The organism is Pseudorhodoplanes sp. (genome assembly GCF_050250235.1).
GTDB lineage: Bacteria > Pseudomonadota > Alphaproteobacteria > Rhizobiales > Xanthobacteraceae > Pseudorhodoplanes.
Window position 1 is genome coordinate 1 of record NZ_JBFWPA010000019.1, and the last position, 19,976, is coordinate 19,976.

The window sequence follows — 19,976 nt, forward strand, 5'->3', positions numbered from 1 at the left end:
CGGTCTATGCGCGCAAGCTCGGTGTCAATGTCGACGACCTTTTGATCTCGCAGCCCGATGCCGGCGAGCAGGCGCTGGAAATCACCGACACCCTGGTGCGTTCCGGCGCGGTCGATGTGGTGGTGGTGGATTCCGTCGCGGCGCTGGTGCCCAAGGCCGAACTCGATGGCGAGATGGGCGATTCGCTGCCCGGCCTGCAGGCCCGGCTGATGAGTCAGGCGCTCCGCAAGCTCACCGCCTCGATCAACAAGTCCAAGACCATGGTGATCTTCATCAACCAGATCCGCATGAAGATCGGGGTGATGTATGGCTCGCCGGAAACCACCACCGGCGGCAATGCGCTGAAATTCTACGCCTCGATCCGGCTCGACATCCGCCGTATCGGCGCGATCAAGGATCGCGACGAGGTGGTGGGCAACCAGACCCGCGTCAAGGTGGTGAAGAACAAGCTGGCGCCGCCGTTCAAGCAGGTCGAGTTCGACATCATGTATGGCGAGGGCGTGTCCAAGGTGGGCGAACTGATCGATCTCGGCGTCAAGGCCGGCGTGGTCGAGAAATCCGGTGCCTGGTTCTCCTATGACAGCCAGCGCATCGGGCAGGGCCGCGAGAATGCGAAAACCTTCCTGCGCAACAATCCCGACATGGCGGTCGCCATCGAGGCGGCGGTGCGGCAGAATTCCGGGCTGATTGCCGAGAAGATCCTGGCCGGCGAGAAGGAAGACGACGACGGCGAGGACGAGGCCGCCGAGGGATAGTTTTGGGCATGCGTCATTCCGGGGCGCGGCCGCAGGTCGCGAGCCCGAAAACCATGCGCCCGGTCGCGGTTGCGGATTCCGGACCGGCCGCGCTGCCGCCTCGAAGACGCGCGTGAAAGCGCTTCTGGCGGCGTCCCGGAATGCCCGATTTTTGCCAGCCCGATTTTTGCCAGCCGGAGTGACTTCCAAACCGCGTCGCCGCGCGGGCCGGGTGAGGGGACCGCTTGCCTCGCGGTCCTTTCCCCGGCGCTTTTTTTGGCAGAGCCAGGCAGAGCCGCTGCTGCGCGCCCCGTAAGGCGTCGGGGGCGTCGCGGTTCGCGTGCCGGCGCCCCTGCGGCGTCACGAATGGCGGCAACCGCCCGGAAAATCCCGGGTTTTCTGGACTTGACGGGACCCCGTCGCTACATATCCCCCGAACCATCCATCCGATCCGGGCCTGTCATCCCGGGGCAGCAGGGCCGCGGGCCTTCGGGGTGCGCGGCGGCAAGACTTTGGCGGCAAGACCTTCATGAGCGGCGTCAACGATATCCGGGCAGGCTTTCTCGACTATTTCGCGCGCAACGGCCACGCCGCGGTGCCGTCCTCGCCGCTGGTGCCCCGAAACGATCCGACCCTGATGTTCACCAATGCCGGGATGGTGCAGTTCAAGAACGTCTTCACCGGTCTGGAGAAGCGTCCCTATAGCCGCGCCGTCACCGCGCAGAAATGCGTGCGCGCCGGCGGCAAGCACAACGATCTCGACAATGTCGGCTATACCGCGCGCCATCACACCTTCTTCGAGATGCTCGGCAATTTTTCGTTCGGCGATTATTTCAAGGACCAAGCGATCGAACTGGCATGGAATCTGATCACCAGGGATTTCGGACTGCCGAAGGACAGGCTGACCGCCACGGTCTATATCGACGACGACGTGGCGTTCGAACTGTGGAAGAAGATCGCAGGCCTGCCCGAAAGCCGCATCATCCGCATCGCCGGCTCGGACAATTTCTGGGCGATGGGCGACACCGGTCCGTGCGGGCCGTGCTCGGAAATCTTCTACGACCACGGCGACCGGATTCCAGGCGGTCCTCCCGGTTCGCCCGATCAGGACGGCGACCGCTTCATCGAGATCTGGAATCTCGTGTTCATGCAATACGAGGCGCTGGCGGACGGCACGCGCGTCGACCTGCCGAAGGCTTCGGTCGATACCGGCATGGGGCTCGAGCGCATCGCCGCGGTGCTGCAGGGCACCCACGACAATTACAATATCGACCTGTTCCGCGCGATCATCTCCGCGATCGCCGAACTGACCAAGGTGTCCCCCGACGGCCCGCAAAAGGCCTCGCACCGGGTGATCGCCGACCATCTGCGCGCCTCGGCCTTCCTGATCGCCGACGGGGTGCTGCCCTCCAACGAGGGCCGCGGCTATGTGCTGCGGCGGATCATGCGCCGCGCGATGCGGCACGCCGAACTGCTCGGCGCCCGCGAGCCGCTGATGTGGCGGCTCGTCCCCGTGCTGGTGCGCGAGATGGGCCAGGCCTATCCGGAACTGCATCGCGCCGAGGCGCTGATCGCCGAGACGCTGAAACTGGAAGAGACCCGCTTCCGCAAGACGCTGGAACGCGGATTGTCGATTCTGGAAGACGAGTCGAAGGCGCTGAAGCACGGCGATGCGCTGCAGGGCGAAACCGCGTTCACGCTCTACGACACCTATGGCTTCCCGCTCGACCTGACGCAGGACGCGCTGCGGCCGCGCGGCATCTCGGTCGATCTCGAAGGCTTCAATGCGGCGATGGAAAAGCAGCGCGAAAAGGCGCGGGCCTCGTGGTCGGGCTCCGGCGGCGCCGCCGACGAGGCGGTCTATTTCCCGCTGCGCGAAAAGCTCGGCGCCACCGAATTCCTGGGCTACGAAACCGAGGGCGCCGAGGGTGTCGTGACGGCGCTCCTGCGCGAGGGCAGGGACGTTGCCGAACTGAAAAAGGGCGACACCGGCGTGGTGATCGTCAACCAGACCCCGTTCTATGCCGAATCGGGCGGTCAGGTCGGCGACACCGGGGTGATGGCGGCGGACGGTGTGCGGTTTCGTGTCAGCGAGACCCAGAAGAAGGCCGGCGACCTGTTCGTGCATGTCGGCGTGGTCGAGGAGGGAAGTCTCAAGCCGGGCCTCGCGCTGCAACTTGACGTCGACCACACGCGGCGCAGCGCGATCCGCGCCAACCATTCCGCCACGCATCTGCTGCATGAGGCCCTGCGGCAGATTCTCGGCGATCACGTTGCGCAGAAGGGCTCGCTGGTCGCGCCCGAGCGGCTGCGCTTCGACTTCTCGCATCCCAAGCCGATGACGGCCGAGGAAATCGAGAAGGTCGAGGACCTCGCCAATGACTATGTGACGCAGAATTCCGCGGTCACCACGCGCCTGATGAGCCTCGACGATGCCCGCGCATCCGGTGCGCGCGCGCTGTTCGGCGAGAAATACGGCGACGAGGTGCGGGTCGTGGCCATGGGCGAAAGCGGCGGCAACGCGCTCGGCTGGTCGGTCGAACTCTGCGGCGGCACGCATGTGAGACGCACCGGCGATATCGGGCTGATATCGGTGGTGTCGGATCAGGGCGTCGCGGCGGGCGTGCGACGGCTCGAGGCGCTGACGGGGCGCGCCGCGCGCAAGGCCGCCAACGCCACCCTGCAGGTGGCACAGGCGGTTGCCGGCGATCTTCTTCGCACCAGTGTTACCGAGATGCCCGAGCGCGTCACCCAGTTGCTCGACGAGCGCCGGAAGCTCGAACGCGATCTGGCCGAGGCGAAGAAGAAACTCGCCATGGGTGGTGGAGGCGCGTCCAGCGGCGGCGACAGCATCAGAAATGTCGGCAACGTCAAGCTGCTGGCGCGCGCGGTGACGGGCATCGACATCAAGGACCTGAAAGGCCTGGCCGACGAGGGCAAGAAGCAAGTGGGCTCGGGCGTGGTCGCGCTGGTCGCGACCAGCGACGACGGCAAGGGCAGCATCGTGGTTGGCGTGACGCCCGATCTTGTTTCAAGATTCTCGGCCGTCGATCTGGTGCGCAAGGCCTCCGCAGTGCTGGGCGGCAAGGGTGGCGGCGGCAAGCCCGACATGGCGCAGGCCGGCGGGCCGGACGGTTCCAAGGCCGATGCCGCGCTGAAGGCGATCGAAGCCGCGATCGGCGCGGGGTGAGGTTCGGCGTTCCCGCGAAAGCGGGGACCCATGTTCCAGAGCAGCGGTTACGGTCCCGCGTTCGCGGGGATGACGTCGAGCTGCTGTCGACGTGCGGGAAGGAGAACTGAATTCGTGCTGCACGCCGAACACCTGAAGGGCATCCTGATCTTTCTCGTCGCTGCGGGAATTCTGGTCCCGCTCCTGCACCGGTTTGTCGGCACGGTGCTCGCCTTCCTGCTGATCGGCCTCGTGCTCGGCCCGTTCGGCATCGGCTATCTTGACGACCATTATCCGATCCTGCGCTACATCACGCTCGAAGATCCGAAGGCCGCGGAACCGCTCGCCGAACTCGGGGTGGTGTTTCTGCTGTTCCTGCTCGGCATGGAATTGTCGCTGCCGCGGCTGTGGCAATTGCGGCGCTATGTGCTGGGTGTCGGGCTCTTGCAGGTCGGTGTCTGCATCGTGGTGATCGGCACCATCATCCGCATGAGCGGGATCACGCCGCCCGCGGGCCTCATTCTCGGCATGTGCTTTGCGCTGTCGTCGACCGCGATCGTGATGCAGCTTCTGGTCGAACAGCACCGCGCGGCCACGCCGGTCGGACGGGTGGCGCTCTCGGTGCTGCTGTTCCAGGATCTGTGCGTCGTCCCCGTCCTGTTCACGATCGGAATCCTCGAAGCGCGCAGCGCCGGCGACAAGTCGCTGTTCGATCTGCTGCTGCCCTTCGCACAGGCCTTCGCGGCGGTTGCCCTCATCATGGTGATCGGACGGTATGTGGTGACCCCGCTGATCCGCTCGGCGGCCCGCACCGGCAGCCGCGAACTGATCATGGCGATCACGCTCACCATCGTCGTCGGCATATCGGCGGCGACCGGCGCCTCCGGACTTTCGGTCGCGCTTGGCGCGTTCCTCGCGGGACTGTTGCTCAGCGACAGCGAATATCGCCATCAGATCGAAGTCGACCTCGATCCGTTCAAGGGCCTGCTGCTCGGCATTTTCTTCGTCACCGTCGGCATGGTGATCGACCTCAAGGTGGTGTGGCAGCATATCGGCTGGATCCTGCTCTCGCTGATCGGGCTGGTCGCGATCAAGGCGCTGGCGCTGTACGGGGCCGCGCGGCTTTTCCGGGTCGAGCGTCCGATCGCCGCGGAGGTTGCGTTGCTGCTGGCGCAGGGCGGCGAATTTGCGTTCATTGTGATCGGACTGGCCAGCGCCAAAGGATTGCTGCACCCGGAACTCGCAACGTCTGCGATCGCGGTTGCCGGCCTGAGCATGATGGTGACGCCGGTGCTGGCGAAAGCGGCACGCGCGCTCGGCGAGCGGCTGGAGCCGATGGAGCACGAGCATCATTCGCCGGACGCGGGCATGTCCGAGATGCGCGACCATGTCATCATTGGCGGGTTCGGCCGGGTCGGGCAAACGGTCGCGCGCGTACTCGACACCGAAAACGTGCCCTGGATCGCGTTCGATACCAACGGCGCGCTGGTGACCGAACATCGGGAGAAGGATCGCCCGGTCTATTTCGGCGATGCCAGCCGTCATGAAATCCTGCATCATGCCGGAGTGAGAAAGGCGCGAGCCTTTATCGTAACGCTCGGCAGCGCCGATGCCACGGAGCGCATGGTGATGGAGATCACCAAGCTGCGGCCGAAGGCCTGTGTTCTGGCGCGCGCCAAGGATTCCGAGCATGCGACGCGGCTGACCAAACTCGGCGCAACCGATGCGATCCCGGAAGCGGTCGAAGCCAGCCTTCAACTCGCCGGGCGGCTTCTCGAAAATCTCGACTTCCCGGAAGACGTGGCCGACCGGCGCATCGCCGACATCCGCAACCTGGAGGTCGCCGCGGTCTGGCGGGCGGCGAAGAAGTCGCGCAAATCGGAAAAGGGTGCGAAGACCGACGAAGCCGCGGCCGAGTAGACGGCAGGCGTCACGGCGGACAAGCAAGAAATTCCGTTCGTCCCCGCCAACGGGTCCGCGCAAAGCGCGGCCCGATGACAGGCCCCAGCGGGGACCCAGTTCTTCCGCGAAAGAGTCTGGGCCCCCGCCTTCGCGGGGGCGAGCGGAGTATGTGGTGATGCCGTCGAGGTTGCGCCGGGAGCCGGCTTCGGCGCGGCGTCCGGCCGCTGTGGCGGCGCCGCTACGCCCCGACGAAATTGACGCGTGTCCACCGGTCCTGTCCGTTTGGGTATTGCGGGGGGGGTCTCCACTACCCTCTACTTTCGGTTGATCACCAGAGGGGCGGCTGCATGGGGGGCGTCGCGTCTGGCCGGCATCGGCTCACCCGCGTGCCGCGCGGGCTGCCTGCGTGCCGTCGCAGGTCGTCTTATGCCGCGCTCGCGGCGGCGGCCGCGCTGGTCGCGGCCGGGCCGGCGCAAGCGCAGCAGGTCGCCTGCGTGCCGCCCAACCCGCCGAACACGTGTACGGTGTCGACCACGCACGGCACCACGACCGTCAGCGTGACTGAGCCCGGCACGACCGCGGTTGCGCCCGGCCAGCCGGTGCTGTCGGGCCAGTTGCAGGCCGCGCTGGCCGGCCCGAACGGCGGCGCGATCCAGAACGCGCTGGCCGGTCTCGGCGTGCTGGGGGGGCAAAAGGGCTGACGCTGGTCGCAAAAGATGTGACCCCTGTCGTGAGTGTCTCAACGCAGGTGGCCATCGGACCCGGCACCATCCTGATCGGCTCAGATCAAAGCCAGACGTTCTTCGTCGCTCCCGGCACCACCAACCTCAACACCAACACCCACACCGAGACCTTCGTCACCAACTTCCTGCAGGCGGCGCGGACGCTGTCGGCCCAAGGCGTCAACTTCCTGCTCGGCGACCTGCACACGGCGTTCCAGACCACATTGCTCGACGGCTCGTTCTGGTTCACCGGCGCATTGCTGGCGCGCGGATCGCAGAATGGCGACGGCGCGGGCGCGCTGTTCTCGCCTTTGCCGATGGCATTCGCGGCCGATGCGATGGGCGCATCCGCGTTCGACTTCGACGGTGCGCTCGCCTTCGCCACCAAGGCGCCGCGCGTGCCGATGACGGTCGCGTTGGGCGACGGCTGGCGGGCGTGGATCAGGGGCACGCTCGGCCGCGCCACCTTCGACGGCACCGCGACCAATTTCGGCTACCGCAACCGCACCGCCTCGGGCGAGGGCGGCATCGAGCGCCTCGTCGGCGACTGGCTCTATGGCGCGGCCTTCGGCTTCGGCACCGCAAAGGTCGAGCAGGACAGGACCGGCGACAGCGGCAGGATCGACACGCTGCGCGCCGGCGCCTATGCCGCGTATCGTCCGGGGCCATGGTCCTTCACCGGCACGGTCACCGCGGGCTGGAGCGACATCGACTCGAAGCGGCTGACGCTGTTCCCGACGCCCGCCACCGCGAGCTACGACGCCACCACGATTGCGGCGGGCTTCGAGGCGGTGCGGCGCTATGATGTCGGCGCCTATCGCGTCGAGCCGCTGGCGGGCCTCGTCTATACCGCCTTGCGGGTCGACGGCTTCACCGAGACCGGCTCGACCTTCCTCGACATTCGCGGCGACCGCGCCACCATCGATGCGCTGCAGGGCTATGCCGGCGGGCGCGTGTCCACCACGTTCGCCTATGGCGGCGCAGACTGGACGCCGGAACTGCGCGGGCGCGTGGTCTACGATTTCCTCGACGATCCGCGCGGCTTCACGGCGCGGTTTGTCGCCGATCCCGCGAACACGCCGCTGCCGGTGACCGGCATCCAGCCCGACCGCTTCGCGGTGATGCTCGGCGGCGCGATGACCGCGCGGCTTGCGGCCTGGCTGCGGGCCTTCGCCTCCTACGACGCCGAACTGCGCGGCGGCGACGTATCGCACCTCGTCTCCGGCGGCCTGCGCTGGAACTGGTGAGGGGGGCGGCAAGCGAGGCGGCAGGCGCCGTCTCTCTTCATTCTCCGTTCTTCCCCGCGGAAGCGGGGACCCAGTTCTTCCGCGAAAGAGTCTGGGCCCCCGCCTTCGCGGGGGCGAGCGGAGTATGTGGTGACACCCGAAGCTACGCCATCGCCTTCTTCAGATTCTCATCGATCTTGTCGAGGAAACCCGTGGTTGAAAGCCACTTCTGCTCGGGCCCGACCAGGAGCGCGAGATCCTTGGTCATGAAGCCGGACTCCACCGTGTCGACGCAGACTTTCTCAAGCGTGGCGGAGAACTTTGCGAGCGCCGCGTTGTCGTCGAGCTTGGCGCGGTGGGCGAGGCCGCGGGTCCAGGCGAAGATCGAGGCAATGGAATTGGTGGAGGTCTCGTTGCCCTTCTGATGCTCGCGGTAATGGCGCGTGACCGTGCCGTGCGCGGCTTCGGCTTCCACCACCTTGCCGTCCGGTGTCATCAGCACCGAGGTCATCAGGCCGAGCGAGCCGAAGCCCTGCGCCACCGTGTCGGACTGGACGTCGCCGTCGTAATTCTTGCAGGCCCAGACATAGCCGCCCGACCATTTCAGCGCCGACGCCACCATGTCGTCGATCAGGCGATGCTGGTAGACGATCTTGCGCTTGTCGAACTCGGCCTTGAAATCCCTGTCGAAGATTTCCTGGAACAGCTCCATGAAGCGGCCGTCATACTGCTTCAGGATGGTGTTCTTGGTCGACAGGTAGACCGAGTAGTTGCGCGACAGGCCGTAGTTGAAGGAGGCATACGCAAAGTCACGAATCGAATCGTCGAGATTGTACATCGCCATGGTGACGCCGGAGCCCGGCGCCTGGAAGACCTCCTTCTCGATCACCTTGCCGTCGTCGCCTTCGAACTTGAGCGTTAGCTTGCCCTTGCCGGGGAATTTGAAATCGGTGGCGCGGTACTGGTCGCCATAGGCGTGGCGGCCGATGATGATCGGCTGGGTCCAGCCCGGCACAAGGCGCGGCACGTTCCTGCAGATGATCGGCTCGCGGAAGATGGTGCCGCCGAGGATGTTGCGGATGGTGCCGTTGGGCGAGCGCCACATTTCCTTCAGGCCGAATTCCTTCACGCGGCCTTCGTCCGGCGTGATGGTGGCGCATTTCACCGCGACGCCCACTTCCTTTGTCTTGTTGGCGGCATCGATGGTGATCTGGTCGTCCGTCTCGTCGCGCTTCTGGATGCTGAGATCGTAATAGAGCAGGTCGATGTCGAGATAGGGATGGATCAGCTTGTCCTTGATGAACTGCCAGATGATGCGGGTCATCTCGTCGCCGTCCATCTCGACGACGGGATTTTTCACCTTGATCTTAGCCATGTCAGCAAGCCACCTGTTGAGCGCGCGCAGCCCCGGCAGCCGCTTGCGGGGTCTATAGCACGCCGTCGCGCACGAAGCGAAGCTGGCCGGAAGTCGTACGGTGGCCTTTTCGATATGCGCGACGCAAAACGATCGTCCGCCGGGAATATGAAATCCGTTCGATGGTTCACCATCGAGGGACGACCTCGTGCCGCGGGCATCCGCCTTCACGGAACTGTCATTGCGGCTGGCCGCAGGGTTTGCCTCGTGACTGGCATTTGGTCGCAACCGGGGTAGATTCGACGGGCCTCGCGCCTAACTGGAGTCGTCGCATGTCGCCAATCGAATGTCGGCAGGAGGAACTCAGATGACCACCGTGCTTCTCAATCGCCGCAACCTCCTCGTGACTGGCGGCTCCGTGATCGCAGCCGGCGCGTGCGGTCTGCTGCTGCCGGCGCACGCGCAGGGCATCGCTCCCACGCCGTCGATGCGGGGCGGCGCGAACAACTACCGCAAGGGGGCGCCGATCGTGCAGCGGATCGGCAAGGGCGGCTTCTGGATGAGCGGGACCGTCCGCCGCGCGGGCGACGGCGCGCCGTTGGCCGGGCAGCGCATCCAGATCTGGGCGCACACGACGGAAGGGCAGGAGCACGAGCCGCAGAGCCATGGCGCCACGCTTACGGACAAAGACGGCCGGTTCCGTCTCGAAATGCCGCAGATCGTCCCCATCTTCGGACAGCCGCATGGTCACCTCGCCTATGACAGCGGCGAGTTCAAGACCGTCTTTCTTCGCCCCTTGATGAAGTCCGCAAAGGACAAGAGCCTCGAGGCGCACTTCGTCCTTCAGCCGGCCTGAGCGGGTTGGGAATGCGCCGATGAGAGCCGTCCGGGTGGCCCTGATCTGGGCCGCCCTAGCAGCCGCCATCCTTGTTCCGATGGGCTTTGCGGCGGTGAGCCCGCTGCACGAATATCGCAGCCTGACCTATATCGTCGCCGGGTTCGCCGGGATCGTCGCGCTTGGTCTCGTGCTGCTTCAGCCGCTGCTGATCGGCGGCTACCTGCCGGGGCTGCAGGGTTACAGCGGACGGCGTACGCATCTCTGGATCGGTGGCGCCCTGGTCGCAGCGGTCCTGGTCCATGTCGGGGGGCTCTGGATCGCCAGCCCGCCGGACATGATCGACGCGCTGCTGTTCATGTCGCCGACCTTGTTTTCCCCCTTCGGGGTTATCGCGATGTGGGCGATTTTCGCCACAGCACTGTTTGCTGCGCTTCGCCGGAGATCGGGACTGGCGCCACGGACGTGGCGCTCCGCTCACATGTCGCTCGCCGTCGTCATCGTCGTTTGCAGCGTGGTGCACAGCCTTCTGATCGAAGGGACGATGGAGACGATGTCGAAAGCGGCCCTGTGTGCGCTTGTCGTGCTGGCGGCCGTCAAGGTGATGGCCGGCCGGGTGTCGCGAAAGCGTCCGGCCGCGCGCGGAGAGAGCGCCTCGAATCCGCTTTAGCCCGGCCGTTATCCAAACTCCGCTCATGCCCGCGAAAGCGGGCATCCAGTTCTCTTGTCAGGAACACTGGGCTCCCCGCTTTCGCGGCGGTGTGAGGTTAAAGCGCGGACAGCGCTGCGTTCAGCGTTGCGCTCGGCCGCATCGCCGCCGATGTCTTGGCGTCATCCGGCTTGTAATAACCTCCGGTGTCGACCGGCTTGCCTTGGGCGGCAATCAGTTCCGCATTGATCCTGGCCTCGTTGCTGGCGAGCGTCTCGGCCAGCGGCTTGAAGCGGGCCTGCAACTCCGCGTCCTTGGTCTGCGCGGCCAGTGCCTCCGCCCAGTACAAAGCCAGATAGAAATGGCTGCCGCGGTTGTCGATCTCGCCGACCTTGCGCGCCGGATTGCGGTTGAACTGAAGGAATTTGCCGATGGCGGTGTCGAGCGCCTCGGCGAGAACCTGCGCCTTCGGATTCTTGTAGGTGTGCGCGAGATGTTCTAGCGATGCGCCCAGCGCGAGGAATTCACCGAGCGAATCCCAGCGCAGATAGCCTTCCTGCTGGAACTGCTCCACGTGCTTGGGCGCAGAGCCGCCGGCCCCGGTCTCGAACAGGCCGCCGCCCGCCATTAATGGCACGACCGACAGCATCTTGGCCGACGTGCCGAGCTCCATGATCGGAAACAGGTCGGTGAGATAGTCGCGCAGCACGTTGCCGGTGACGGAGATCGTGTCATGTCCCTTGCGGATGCGGTCGAGTGAGAATTTCATCGCCTCGACCGGCGCCAGGATTCGAATGTCGAGCCCCGCCGTGTCGTGATCCTTCAGGTACTTTTCGACCTTGGCGATGACCTGGGCATCGTGCGCCCGGTTCTTGTCGAGCCAGAACACCGCCGGGGTGCCGGTGATGCGGGCGCGGCGCACCGCGAGCTTCACCCAGTCCTGAATCGGCGCATCGCGAACCTCGCACATCCGGAAGATGTCGCCCTGTTCGACCGGACGCTCCAGCAACACCTTGCCGTCTTCGGCAACAACCCGAACCGTGCCGGCCGACGGCACTTCGAAGGTCTTGTCGTGGGAGCCATATTCCTCGGCCTTTTGCGCCATCAGCCCCACATTCGGAACCGTACCCATGGTTTTGGGATCGAACGCACCGTTGGCCTTACAGTCATCGATGACCGCCTGATACAGGCTCGCATAGGAACGATCCGGGATCGCGGCCATGACATCGTGCAGCTTGCCGTCGGCGCCCCACATCTTGCCGGAGTCGCGGATCATCGCCGGCATCGAGGCGTCGACGATCACGTCCGAGGGCACGTGCAGGTTCGTGATCCCCTTGTCGGAATTGACCATGGCGAGGCCCGGCCGTTTCGCATATTGGGCTGCGATATCGGCCTCGATGGCTTCTTTCTCCGCCGCCGGCAATGTCTCGATCTTCGCCAGCAGGTCGCCGAAGCCGTTGTTGAGATTGACGCCCAGCTTCTTCAGAGTGGCGGCATGCTTCTCGATCACATCGGCGAAGAAGGTGGATACGGCGTGACCGAAAATGATGGGATCGGCGATCTTCATCATGGTCGCCTTGACGTGCAGCGAGAACAGCACGCCTTCCTTCCTGGCGGCGTCGATCTTTTCGGCAAAGAACGCGCGCAACGCCTTGCGGCTCATCACGGCGGCGTCGATGATCTCGCCCGCCTGGATCGGCGTCTTCGCCTTCAGCACCGTGACCGCGCCGTCCTTGCCGACCAGTTCGATGCGGGCGTTGGTCGCTGCCGGCACGGTGGTCGAAACTTCCGAGCCGTAATAATCGCCGGCCGACATATGTGCGACATGCGACCTCGAGTCTTTGCTCCAGGCCCCCATCTTGTGCGGATTGTCGCGAGCATATTGCTTGACGGCGCCGGCGGCGCGGCGATCCGAATTGCCCTCGCGCAGCACCGGATTGACGACGCTGCCGAACACCTTGGCGTAGCGGGCCTTGATGTCCTTCTCGGCGTCGGTCGCAGGATTATCCGGATAGTCCGGGATGTCGTAGCCCTTGCCCTGCAATTCCTTGATCGCGGCCTTGAGCTGCGGGATCGAGGCGGAAATGTTGGGCAGCTTCATGATATTGGCTTCGGGCCGGGTCGCGAGCTCTCCGAGTTCGGTGAGTTCGTCGCCGATCCGTTGCTCGGGCTTAAGCTTTTCGGGGAAATTCGCGAGGATGCGGCCGGCCAAGGAGATGTCCTTCAGCTTCACGGAGATGCCTGCCGCGCCCACGAAGGCCTCGACGATCGGCAGCAGGGAATAGGTCGCAAGCGCCGGGGCTTCATCGACTTTCGTCCACATGATCTCGAGATTCGGCATGCTTGCACCCCTGGTCGGCCGGTCGGCGGGCGCCCTATAGCATCCGCCCCGTGAAGGTGAAAGCCTTGTTGGGCGACGGCGCCGCCTGCGGGAAAACGGTCTAGCCGCGCACGTAGAGTGCCTCGTTCGTGACCACGAAATCGATCCGGCCGTCGGTGAGTGCGCGTGCGCATTCGGCCGGCGTGTTCACGATCGGCTCCTCGTGCACGTTGAACGAGGTATTGACCAGGGCTGCGAGCCCCGTCGCGCGATCGAACCCCGAGATGATGTCGTGATAGAGCGGGTTGTCGGCGCGTTCGATCACCTGTGGCCGTGCCGACTGGTCGACATGCACCACCGCCGCGATGCGCTTACGCCAGTCCGGGCGCACATCGGTTGCGATCGTCATGTAGCGGCAGGCGCGGGCGTTCACTTTCGTGATATCGAAAACATCCGCCGCGCGCTCCGCGGTCGCAACCGGCGCAAACGGCATGAATTCGGACCGTGACAGCCGCTCGTTCAGCAGGTCATGGGTCTCGCGGCGCGACGGATTGGCAAGGATGGTTCGGTTGCCGAGCGCGCGGGGCCCGTATTCCATGCGGCCGGTATAGATCGCCCCGAGTTGCCCCGCTTCGAGCCGCTTCACGCTGCCGGCAACCGGCGCGTCCGGCGTCCGACGCACGTTCGGGATGGCGGCGAGCGCTCGGTCCACGGTGGCGGTGAAATCGCGGCCGAGATAGACCGGGCCGAGATCGCGCCTGTTGTTCAGCCACGCCGCCAGGCCGTCGCGGCGCAGAAGAAAGGCGAGCGCGCCGCCTACGGGCAGCCCGTCATCGCCCATGGCGGGGAAGATGAAGACCTCGTTCAGTCCGAATGTCTCCGCCAGGAGCCGGTTGAGCTTCACGTTCGCGAACACGCCGCCCGACACGCCGACATGCTTCGCCGGATGCCTGGCGAGCAGCCGCTCGAACGAGAGCCGCATGGTGTCTTCCAGCACCTGCTGGACGCTCGCCGCATAGTCCTCCCTGCCGAGCCCCCGCTTCAGAGCCTGCATGAAGGCGTTGATCTCGCGGTCGCTCCCGAGCGTCGAATGCACGCGGCCATTGGCGTCGACGGAAAACTTTGCGGCAAGTTCGGCGGCGCGCACAGGATTGCCCATTGCGGCGAGGCCAGTGACCTTGCCTTCGTGCCGCACCCGACGGAAGCCGAGCGCCTTGGTCGCGGCGCCGTACATCTTGCCGAGGCTGTCCTCCACCGGCGGGGTCAGAATGGTGTCTTCGCCGCCATAGATATTCGTCAGCGCACCATGCGCGAAGTGACGATGGCTGTAGTGCACGTTGTCGCCGCCGCCATCAGCCGTGACGAGCAGCGCATCCTCCCAGTCCGGGCTGTAGAACAAGGCGGGCAGAGCATGCGCTTCGTGATGATTGTAGAAAAAGGACTGCGTGCCGTCGCGGAAGCCATTGTCGCGCAACAGCGCGGCTGAATCGTAGAAGCGCTCGACATCGGCGGTGTGGTGCCGGCGCAATTCCGGCATCATCTGCCGCCGCGGCTTGCCGCGCAAATGGGTGCGGTATTGTTCCTTGATCCGGTCGAAAATCGACAGGTGTCGAAAATACCGGGTCGGCATCAGGGTGCGGCTGTGGCACACCACGTCCACGTCCTGGCGCGTGGCGCCAACGATGGAGAGCACCTCGTCGATTGCCGGATCGGGATAGGCGCCGTCGCCCTTGTTCCGCGTCAGGCGCTCCAGCGACACGGCAGCCTTGAGATCATAGTCGTCGAACAAGGCCGCGGCCGCATCATGCGAGCCGGAATGGACGCCAAGGATGAGCTGGGACATTGGAGGGATCGGCGGGATCGGGCCGCGATCGTTTAGCTGGATTTATCGGTTGCGACAACTGGCGCCGCATTCAAATGCGACCTCTTTAGGCGTGTCCGGGAGCGCCGGCCGCCGCCGGAGGAGCTGGGCTAGTAGTCCCGGAATAGCGGAACTACAACCGCCCGTGTTGAAGTTTGGTCAGGAAATTGCCGGCGAAGTTCTCGGCGCCGACATGCACGATGGTCTCCGTGACCACCGCCCAGATTTCTCCGCCGCAGCCTTCGACCCAGCGGCGGCAGAAGGCCGTGTCCTCGCCGCAATAATGGCCGTGCTCGTCCGGCATCGGCTCGAAACATTGCAGCACGCCATCCCTGAGCCCGAACCTGCCATAGGTGTCTTCGATTTTTTCGCACCACAATTCCGGATAGCGCTCCCGGATGCGGCCGAAGACGTCGCGCCTGACCAGCATGATGCCGGTGCCGATGTCGCGCACGCGGATACAGGGACCGTCCGTGACAAGATCGCTGGATGAGCGGCTCTCGCCCTGTCTCGTCGTGCCATCGACAAGATCGACCGAGCCGGCATTGACATAGTCGATCGCCACCATCCGGGCGACGGCGGGGTCCGCGATCTCGTCATGCAGCGCATAGAACTTCGCAAGCTCGAATTTTCGATGGGGATACATTGCGCCGACCACCGGCTTGTCGGCTGTGATCATGTGCTCGATCAGCGAAGGCGCATAGCCCATATCGGCATCGACGAACAGGAGGTGCGTGCAGGTCTCGTCCTGCATGACCAGGCTTGCAAACAGATTGCGCATGAACGGCAGGATCGAAAGCGACAGGAACCTGTGCTCGAAACGGATATGCGGGTGCTTTTCGCGGAAATGGTCGAGCAACCGCATCAGCGCGTCGCAATAGGTCGTGGTCACCTCGCCGCCATAGGCCGGCGTAGCGATCATGATTTTCATCGGCGGCTCTCCGCGACCTCTCCCGCGAATCGGTCGCGCATGATCGCATGCTTTCGCGGCTGCTCTCCCGCCGCTATGAAAGCTCCGGGAGAGTGAGATGCCGGGCGCCGGAACCGACAAGACCAGACACTGGGTGATGGAGGCTGCGCCGGCAGTGATCCTCGTCGAGCCTCAACTGGGCGAGAATATCGGGGCGGCGGCGCGCGCGATGGCGAATTTCGGATTGTCGGAATTGCGTCTCGTCAATCCGCGCTGCGGCTGGCCGAGCCGGGAAGCCGCGATCATGGCATCGGGCGCGGACCGGGTTCTGGCCGGAGCGGCGTTGTACGCAACGCTCGCGGATGCCATCGCCGATTGCCAGCTTGTCATCGCTGCAACCGCCCGCTCGCATGATCAGGCGAAACCCGTCATGGGAGCGGATGACGCGGCGCGTCTGTCCGTCTCACGCGTGGCTGCGGGAGAACGGGTCGCACTGGTGTTCGGCCGCGAGCGCAACGGACTGGAGAATGACGAGGTCGGTCTCGCCGACGCAATCCTGACGCTGCCGGTCAACCCGGCTTTCGCCTCGCTCAATCTGGCGCAGGCGGTGGTGATCGCCGGTTATGAGTGGTTCAAGCTGCGAAGCTCCGGCGCGCTGCCCTTCGCGGCGCCCAACAGGTCGCCGCCCGCGCCGAAGGAGCAATTGCTCGCCTTCTTCGGCGATCTCGAACGCGAGCTGGAGCGCATCGAATATTTCCGGCCGCACGAGAAGCGCGGCACCATGACGGTGAACATGCGCAACATCTTCACGCGCATGCAGCCGACCCAGCAGGATATCCGTACGCTGCACGGCATCGTCATGGCGCTGGTCGAGGGACGCAAGGGACCAGCCCGCGGCGGGCTGCTCGACGGTCCGGAAGCCGAAATGCTTCGCAACATGCTGGCGCGGCATGGCAAGGCCGAAATCGTACGCAAGGATTCGCCGGTGCGCGGGCTGGCGCGCCTGCTGCGGCGCAATCCGACCGATGCCGAGCGTGCATTATGGACCGCCATGACGGGGGACCGGCGTTTCGCCGGCCTCGGCTTCAAGCGCCAAACCCCGATCGGCCCGCATGTCGCCGATTTCGTGTCCTTCCCCTTGCGTCTCGTGGCCGACGTCGTGCCCGGCAGCGAGGACGCGCCGGCGGCCGAGGCGCGGCGGCAGAAGCTCGCCTGGATGCAGGAGCGCGGCTACCGGATCGTTCAGGTGACGGCGGCGGAGGTGATCTCAGACGCAGGCCAGGTGCTCGAGCGCATCCTCGCAGTCACGCCGGGCGAGCCGCGGAACAGCGCTCCAGACTGACCGGCTACGAATTCAGAACTTTCAGTTGCGCCGCCGTTCCAGCGCGCAGAAACGCAAGATCGCTCGCGACCGCAAGGAAGCGGAAGCCCTGCTTGGCCTTGGCCACGGCCCGCTCGGCGTCGCGGCAATAGAGAGCCGGAATTTTCCGGTGTTTTTCACATGCCTTCAGGACGCGTTCGAGCGCGGCTTCCACGTCGGCCGAGTGCGAATCCATCGAGGCGCCGTTCGACAGGCTGCAGGAGAGGTCGGACGGGCCCACGAACAGCGAATCGATGCCGGGCATGCCGGCGATCGCATCGAGATTATCGAGGGCTGCGCGGGTCTCGATCATGGCGAAGCTGATCGTGGTCTCGTTGGCGTCGGCGATATAGAGCTTCTGGTCCGCTACGCGGGCGAGCATCCCGGCCCGATGCGCGCCGATCGAGCGCTCGCCGACCGGCGGATATTTCGCGACCTGCACGAACGCTGCGGCCTCCGCGGTCCCATTGATCATCGGGGCGATGATGCCTTCCGCGCCAAAATCGAGCATGCGGCTGACGGTCGCATTTTCCCACAGCGGCACCCGCACCACCGGCGCAGCCCCCGCAAGATGCACCGATGCAATCGCCGCGAGAGCGGATGCGGTATCCCACATGCCGTGCTGCATATCGAGGGTAACGGCCGAAAAGCCCTCGCGCGCAACCGCCTCACAAACCAGCGGTTCCGGCAGGCCGCACCAGGCCGAATAGACGGTTTCGCCGGCGCGCAGCCGACGGGCGAGCGTAAAGGCCGGAGTTGACATGGTTTCGGATTTCCCGGTGATGAACCGCTATAATTTCTCGATAGCGACCTGATAGTCGTAATGGACCGTCCGGTACTGCCCTTCGACCGAATTCAAGAATGCATCGACGCCGGGTTTCGGATTGTCCATGCGATCTGGCATTGCAGCCCATTGGTAATCGTCGAAAATCACAAGTCCGCCCTGGGCCATCAGCGGCCAGGTCAGCGCGCTGTCGGCATAGACCTCGCGCGCGCGATGCCCGCCGTCGATATAGGCGATGTCGAAACGACGCCCGGCAACACCCAGCTCAATCAACGCGTCGACCGAGGGCGCCTTGATTTTTTCAAGCCGTCCGAAAAACGCGCCGGTGTTGAAGTCGAAATGCGCTTCGATCGAACGCAATGTTGCGGCCTCCTGAGCGTTGACGGCGGCGGCCTCCTGATGTTCCTGACCGCCGGCGAAGGTGTCCACGCAGGTGAGCTGCATCTGCGGCAGGTAGTTCAGGAAAAACAGAGCCGACCGGCCTTCCCAGGAGCCGATTTCCAGCATGCGCGCCGGCTTGTTGCGGAACGGAGCCAGCAGCTTCATCCAGGTCGGGAAATGCCACGACGTCCAGTCGGTGCTGAACGTCTTTCCCTCGTACCAGCGCGCCGTCTCCTCGATCGGCACCGGCAGGTAGGACTGCAATGCCTGCATCGCTGGCCGAGCTACTTGCCGGCCTGAATCTGCTTCACGGCTTCGGCGAGAAGTTCCGTCATCTTGGCGCGCACCTCGGCATCGGTGGCCTTGCCGGCGAGATCGGTGACGACCTTGCGCAGCACGTCGTCGTCGCCCGCCTCTTCGAAATCGGCTGCGACCACTTCCTTCGAATAGGCATCGGCTTCCGCGCCGGTCTTGCCAAGTTCAGCGGCGGCCCACAGGCCGAGCAGCCTGTTGCGGCGGGCGGTCGCCTTGAACTTCAATTCCTCATCATGCGCGAACTTCTTCTCGAAGCCTTCTTCGCGCTTGTCGAACGTGGTCATTAGTCCCTCGCTGGCGGCTGATTCGTCGTACAGATATGGGGGATGGCAGAGGCGATCAACGGGCACACGAAAATTACCACGCAAAGAGCGCCGCAGGAACGCGGCCGATCGTCCGCGCGTGACCGGCATACCGCAACAGCGACCGCTGGCATAACGGAATTATGGCGTCAAGGCGACCATTGGCGATTGGCGTCCGGTGCCTATATGGGACGTGGAAAGGCTCCCGATGCGCAGATTGTATCCGGCGGATCGATGGGCTAGGTTGCCCGCACGGACCGGACGACCCATTCGTCTTTCACGTCGCGCCGTTCGCCCAGCCGCGGACCAAAGAACAGCAACAGGAACCCCGGCCTTCGATGGACTTCCACAAAACACGGTATATTCCGATGAGCCGCCGCCGCCGAATCTACGAAGGCAAAGCCAAAGTCCTGTATGAGGGCCCCGAACCAGGCACCCTGATCCAGCATTTCAAGGACGATGCGACCGCCTTCAACGCCAAGAAGCATGAGGTGATCGAAGGCAAGGGCGTGCTGAACAACCGGATTTCGGAATATGTGTTCCAGAATCTGAACGACATCGGGGTGCCGACTCACTTCATTCGGCGGCTCAACATGCGCGAGCAATTGATTCGCGAAGTGGAGATCATCCCGCTCGAGGTGGTGGTGCGCAACGTCGCCGCCGGCTCGCTGTCGACCCGCCTCGGCATCGAGGAAGGCACGCAACTGCCGCGTTCGATCATCGAGTTCTATTACAAGAACGATCAGCTCGGCGATCCGATGGTCTCGGAAGAGCACATTACCGCGTTCGCCTGGGCGAACCCGCAGGAAATCGACGACATCATGGCGCTTGCCATCCGCGTCAATGACTTCCTCTCAGGTCTGTTCCTCGGCGTCGGCATCCGTCTGGTCGACTTCAAGATGGAATGCGGGCGGCTGTGGGAAAACGACATGATGCGGATCGTCGTCGCTGACGAGATTTCGCCCGATTCCTGCAGGCTCTGGGACATCAAGTCGAGCGAGAAACTCGACAAGGACCGCTTCCGCCGCGACCTCGGAGGCTTGCTGGAGGCCTATACCGAAGTGGCCAAGCGCCTCGGCATCATGAATGAAGGCGAGCCGCCGCGCGGCACCGGCCCGGTGCTTGTGAAAGGCTGACCCGACGAGCAGGACG

Annotated in this window: 16 protein-coding genes; 9 read left to right on the plus strand and 7 right to left on the minus strand. The window is 64.8% G+C overall.

The window, feature by feature from the left end; all coding sequences use genetic code 11:
- From recA to AB7F49_RS11100, 5 genes are all read left to right on the plus strand, one after another.
- A partial coding sequence (recA, locus tag AB7F49_RS11080) for a recombinase RecA (protein WP_428522243.1) occupies nt 1–755 on the plus strand: 755 nt, incomplete at its 5' end.
- Between the two features lie 508 nt (nt 756–1,263).
- Nucleotides 1,264–3,924: an alanine--tRNA ligase gene (gene alaS / locus AB7F49_RS11085; RefSeq protein WP_428522245.1), complete on the plus strand. Its 2,661-nt coding sequence runs from the start codon at nt 1,264–1,266 to the stop codon at nt 3,922–3,924.
- Nucleotides 3,925–4,038: 114 nt separating this feature from the next.
- Complete coding sequence (locus AB7F49_RS11090; protein WP_428522247.1) at nt 4,039–5,823, plus strand: cation:proton antiporter; 1,785 nt, start codon at nt 4,039–4,041, stop codon at nt 5,821–5,823.
- A 329-nt stretch (nt 5,824–6,152) separates the two neighbouring features.
- Nucleotides 6,153–6,506, plus strand: a complete 354-nt coding sequence (locus AB7F49_RS11095; protein WP_428522249.1) for a hypothetical protein — start codon at nt 6,153–6,155, stop codon at nt 6,504–6,506.
- Between the two features lie 29 nt (nt 6,507–6,535).
- Nucleotides 6,536–7,774 carry an autotransporter outer membrane beta-barrel domain-containing protein gene (locus AB7F49_RS11100; RefSeq protein WP_428522251.1) on the plus strand — a complete coding sequence of 413 codons (1,239 nt, stop codon included), beginning with the start codon at nt 6,536–6,538 and terminating at the stop codon, nt 7,772–7,774.
- 142 nt (nt 7,775–7,916) lie between these two features.
- Here the strand turns inward: AB7F49_RS11100 and AB7F49_RS11105 are convergent, their stop codons facing one another.
- A complete protein-coding gene (locus AB7F49_RS11105; RefSeq protein WP_428522253.1) occupies nt 7,917–9,128 on the minus strand; it encodes an NADP-dependent isocitrate dehydrogenase in 1,212 nt (403 codons plus the stop codon).
- Between the two features lie 346 nt (nt 9,129–9,474).
- Here AB7F49_RS11105 and AB7F49_RS11110 point away from each other — a divergent pair, with 346 nt between their 5' ends.
- Entirely contained in the window at nt 9,475–9,963 is a 489-nt protein-coding gene (locus AB7F49_RS11110) for a Twin-arginine translocation pathway signal (RefSeq protein ID WP_428522255.1), read from the plus strand.
- Between the two features lie 19 nt (nt 9,964–9,982).
- A complete protein-coding gene (locus tag AB7F49_RS11115; protein ID WP_428522256.1) occupies nt 9,983–10,612 on the plus strand; it encodes a ferric reductase in 630 nt (209 codons plus the stop codon).
- 97 nt (nt 10,613–10,709) lie between these two features.
- On the opposite strand, the gene AB7F49_RS11120 is transcribed toward AB7F49_RS11115, so the two are convergent.
- The 3 genes from AB7F49_RS11120 to AB7F49_RS11130 all read right to left on the minus strand — a co-directional run bounded on the left by AB7F49_RS11120 (nt 10,710) and on the right by AB7F49_RS11130 (nt 15,703).
- Nucleotides 10,710–12,932 (minus strand): NADP-dependent isocitrate dehydrogenase, encoded by a 2,223-nt coding sequence (locus tag AB7F49_RS11120; RefSeq protein WP_428522258.1) that lies wholly within the window; start codon nt 12,930–12,932, stop codon nt 10,710–10,712.
- Between the two features lie 100 nt (nt 12,933–13,032).
- Nucleotides 13,033–14,754: a carbamoyltransferase C-terminal domain-containing protein gene (locus AB7F49_RS11125; RefSeq protein WP_428522260.1), complete on the minus strand. Its 1,722-nt coding sequence runs from the start codon at nt 14,752–14,754 to the stop codon at nt 13,033–13,035.
- Nucleotides 14,755–14,905: 151 nt separating this feature from the next.
- Nucleotides 14,906–15,703 (minus strand): hypothetical protein, encoded by a 798-nt coding sequence (locus AB7F49_RS11130; RefSeq protein WP_428522262.1) that lies wholly within the window; start codon nt 15,701–15,703, stop codon nt 14,906–14,908.
- A gap of 97 nt (nt 15,704–15,800) precedes the next feature.
- Between AB7F49_RS11130 and AB7F49_RS11135 the strand changes: the two genes are divergently transcribed.
- The gene (locus AB7F49_RS11135; protein WP_428522264.1) at nt 15,801–17,024 is read left to right on the plus strand and encodes a TrmJ/YjtD family RNA methyltransferase; all 1,224 of its coding nucleotides are present in this window, start codon (nt 15,801–15,803) and stop codon (nt 17,022–17,024) included.
- A 4-nt stretch (nt 17,025–17,028) separates the two neighbouring features.
- Here AB7F49_RS11135 and AB7F49_RS11140 read toward each other — a convergent pair whose 3' ends face one another.
- From AB7F49_RS11140 to AB7F49_RS11150, 3 genes are read right to left on the minus strand one after another with little or no spacing between them, the layout of a single operon-like run.
- Nucleotides 17,029–17,805, minus strand: coding sequence for an HpcH/HpaI aldolase family protein (locus AB7F49_RS11140; protein ID WP_428522266.1), 777 nt, complete (start codon nt 17,803–17,805; stop codon nt 17,029–17,031).
- A 27-nt stretch (nt 17,806–17,832) separates the two neighbouring features.
- Nucleotides 17,833–18,471: a class I SAM-dependent methyltransferase gene (locus AB7F49_RS11145; RefSeq protein WP_428522268.1), complete on the minus strand. Its 639-nt coding sequence runs from the start codon at nt 18,469–18,471 to the stop codon at nt 17,833–17,835.
- Nucleotides 18,472–18,491: 20 nt separating this feature from the next.
- Nucleotides 18,492–18,806, minus strand: a complete 315-nt coding sequence (locus AB7F49_RS11150) for a DUF1476 domain-containing protein (RefSeq protein WP_428522270.1) — start codon at nt 18,804–18,806, stop codon at nt 18,492–18,494.
- Between the two features lie 356 nt (nt 18,807–19,162).
- On the opposite strand from AB7F49_RS11150, the gene purC reads away from it, so the two are divergent.
- Nucleotides 19,163–19,960 (plus strand): phosphoribosylaminoimidazolesuccinocarboxamide synthase, encoded by a 798-nt coding sequence (purC, locus tag AB7F49_RS11155; protein WP_428522272.1) that lies wholly within the window; start codon nt 19,163–19,165, stop codon nt 19,958–19,960.
- The last annotated feature ends 16 nt before the right edge of the window (nt 19,961–19,976 follow it).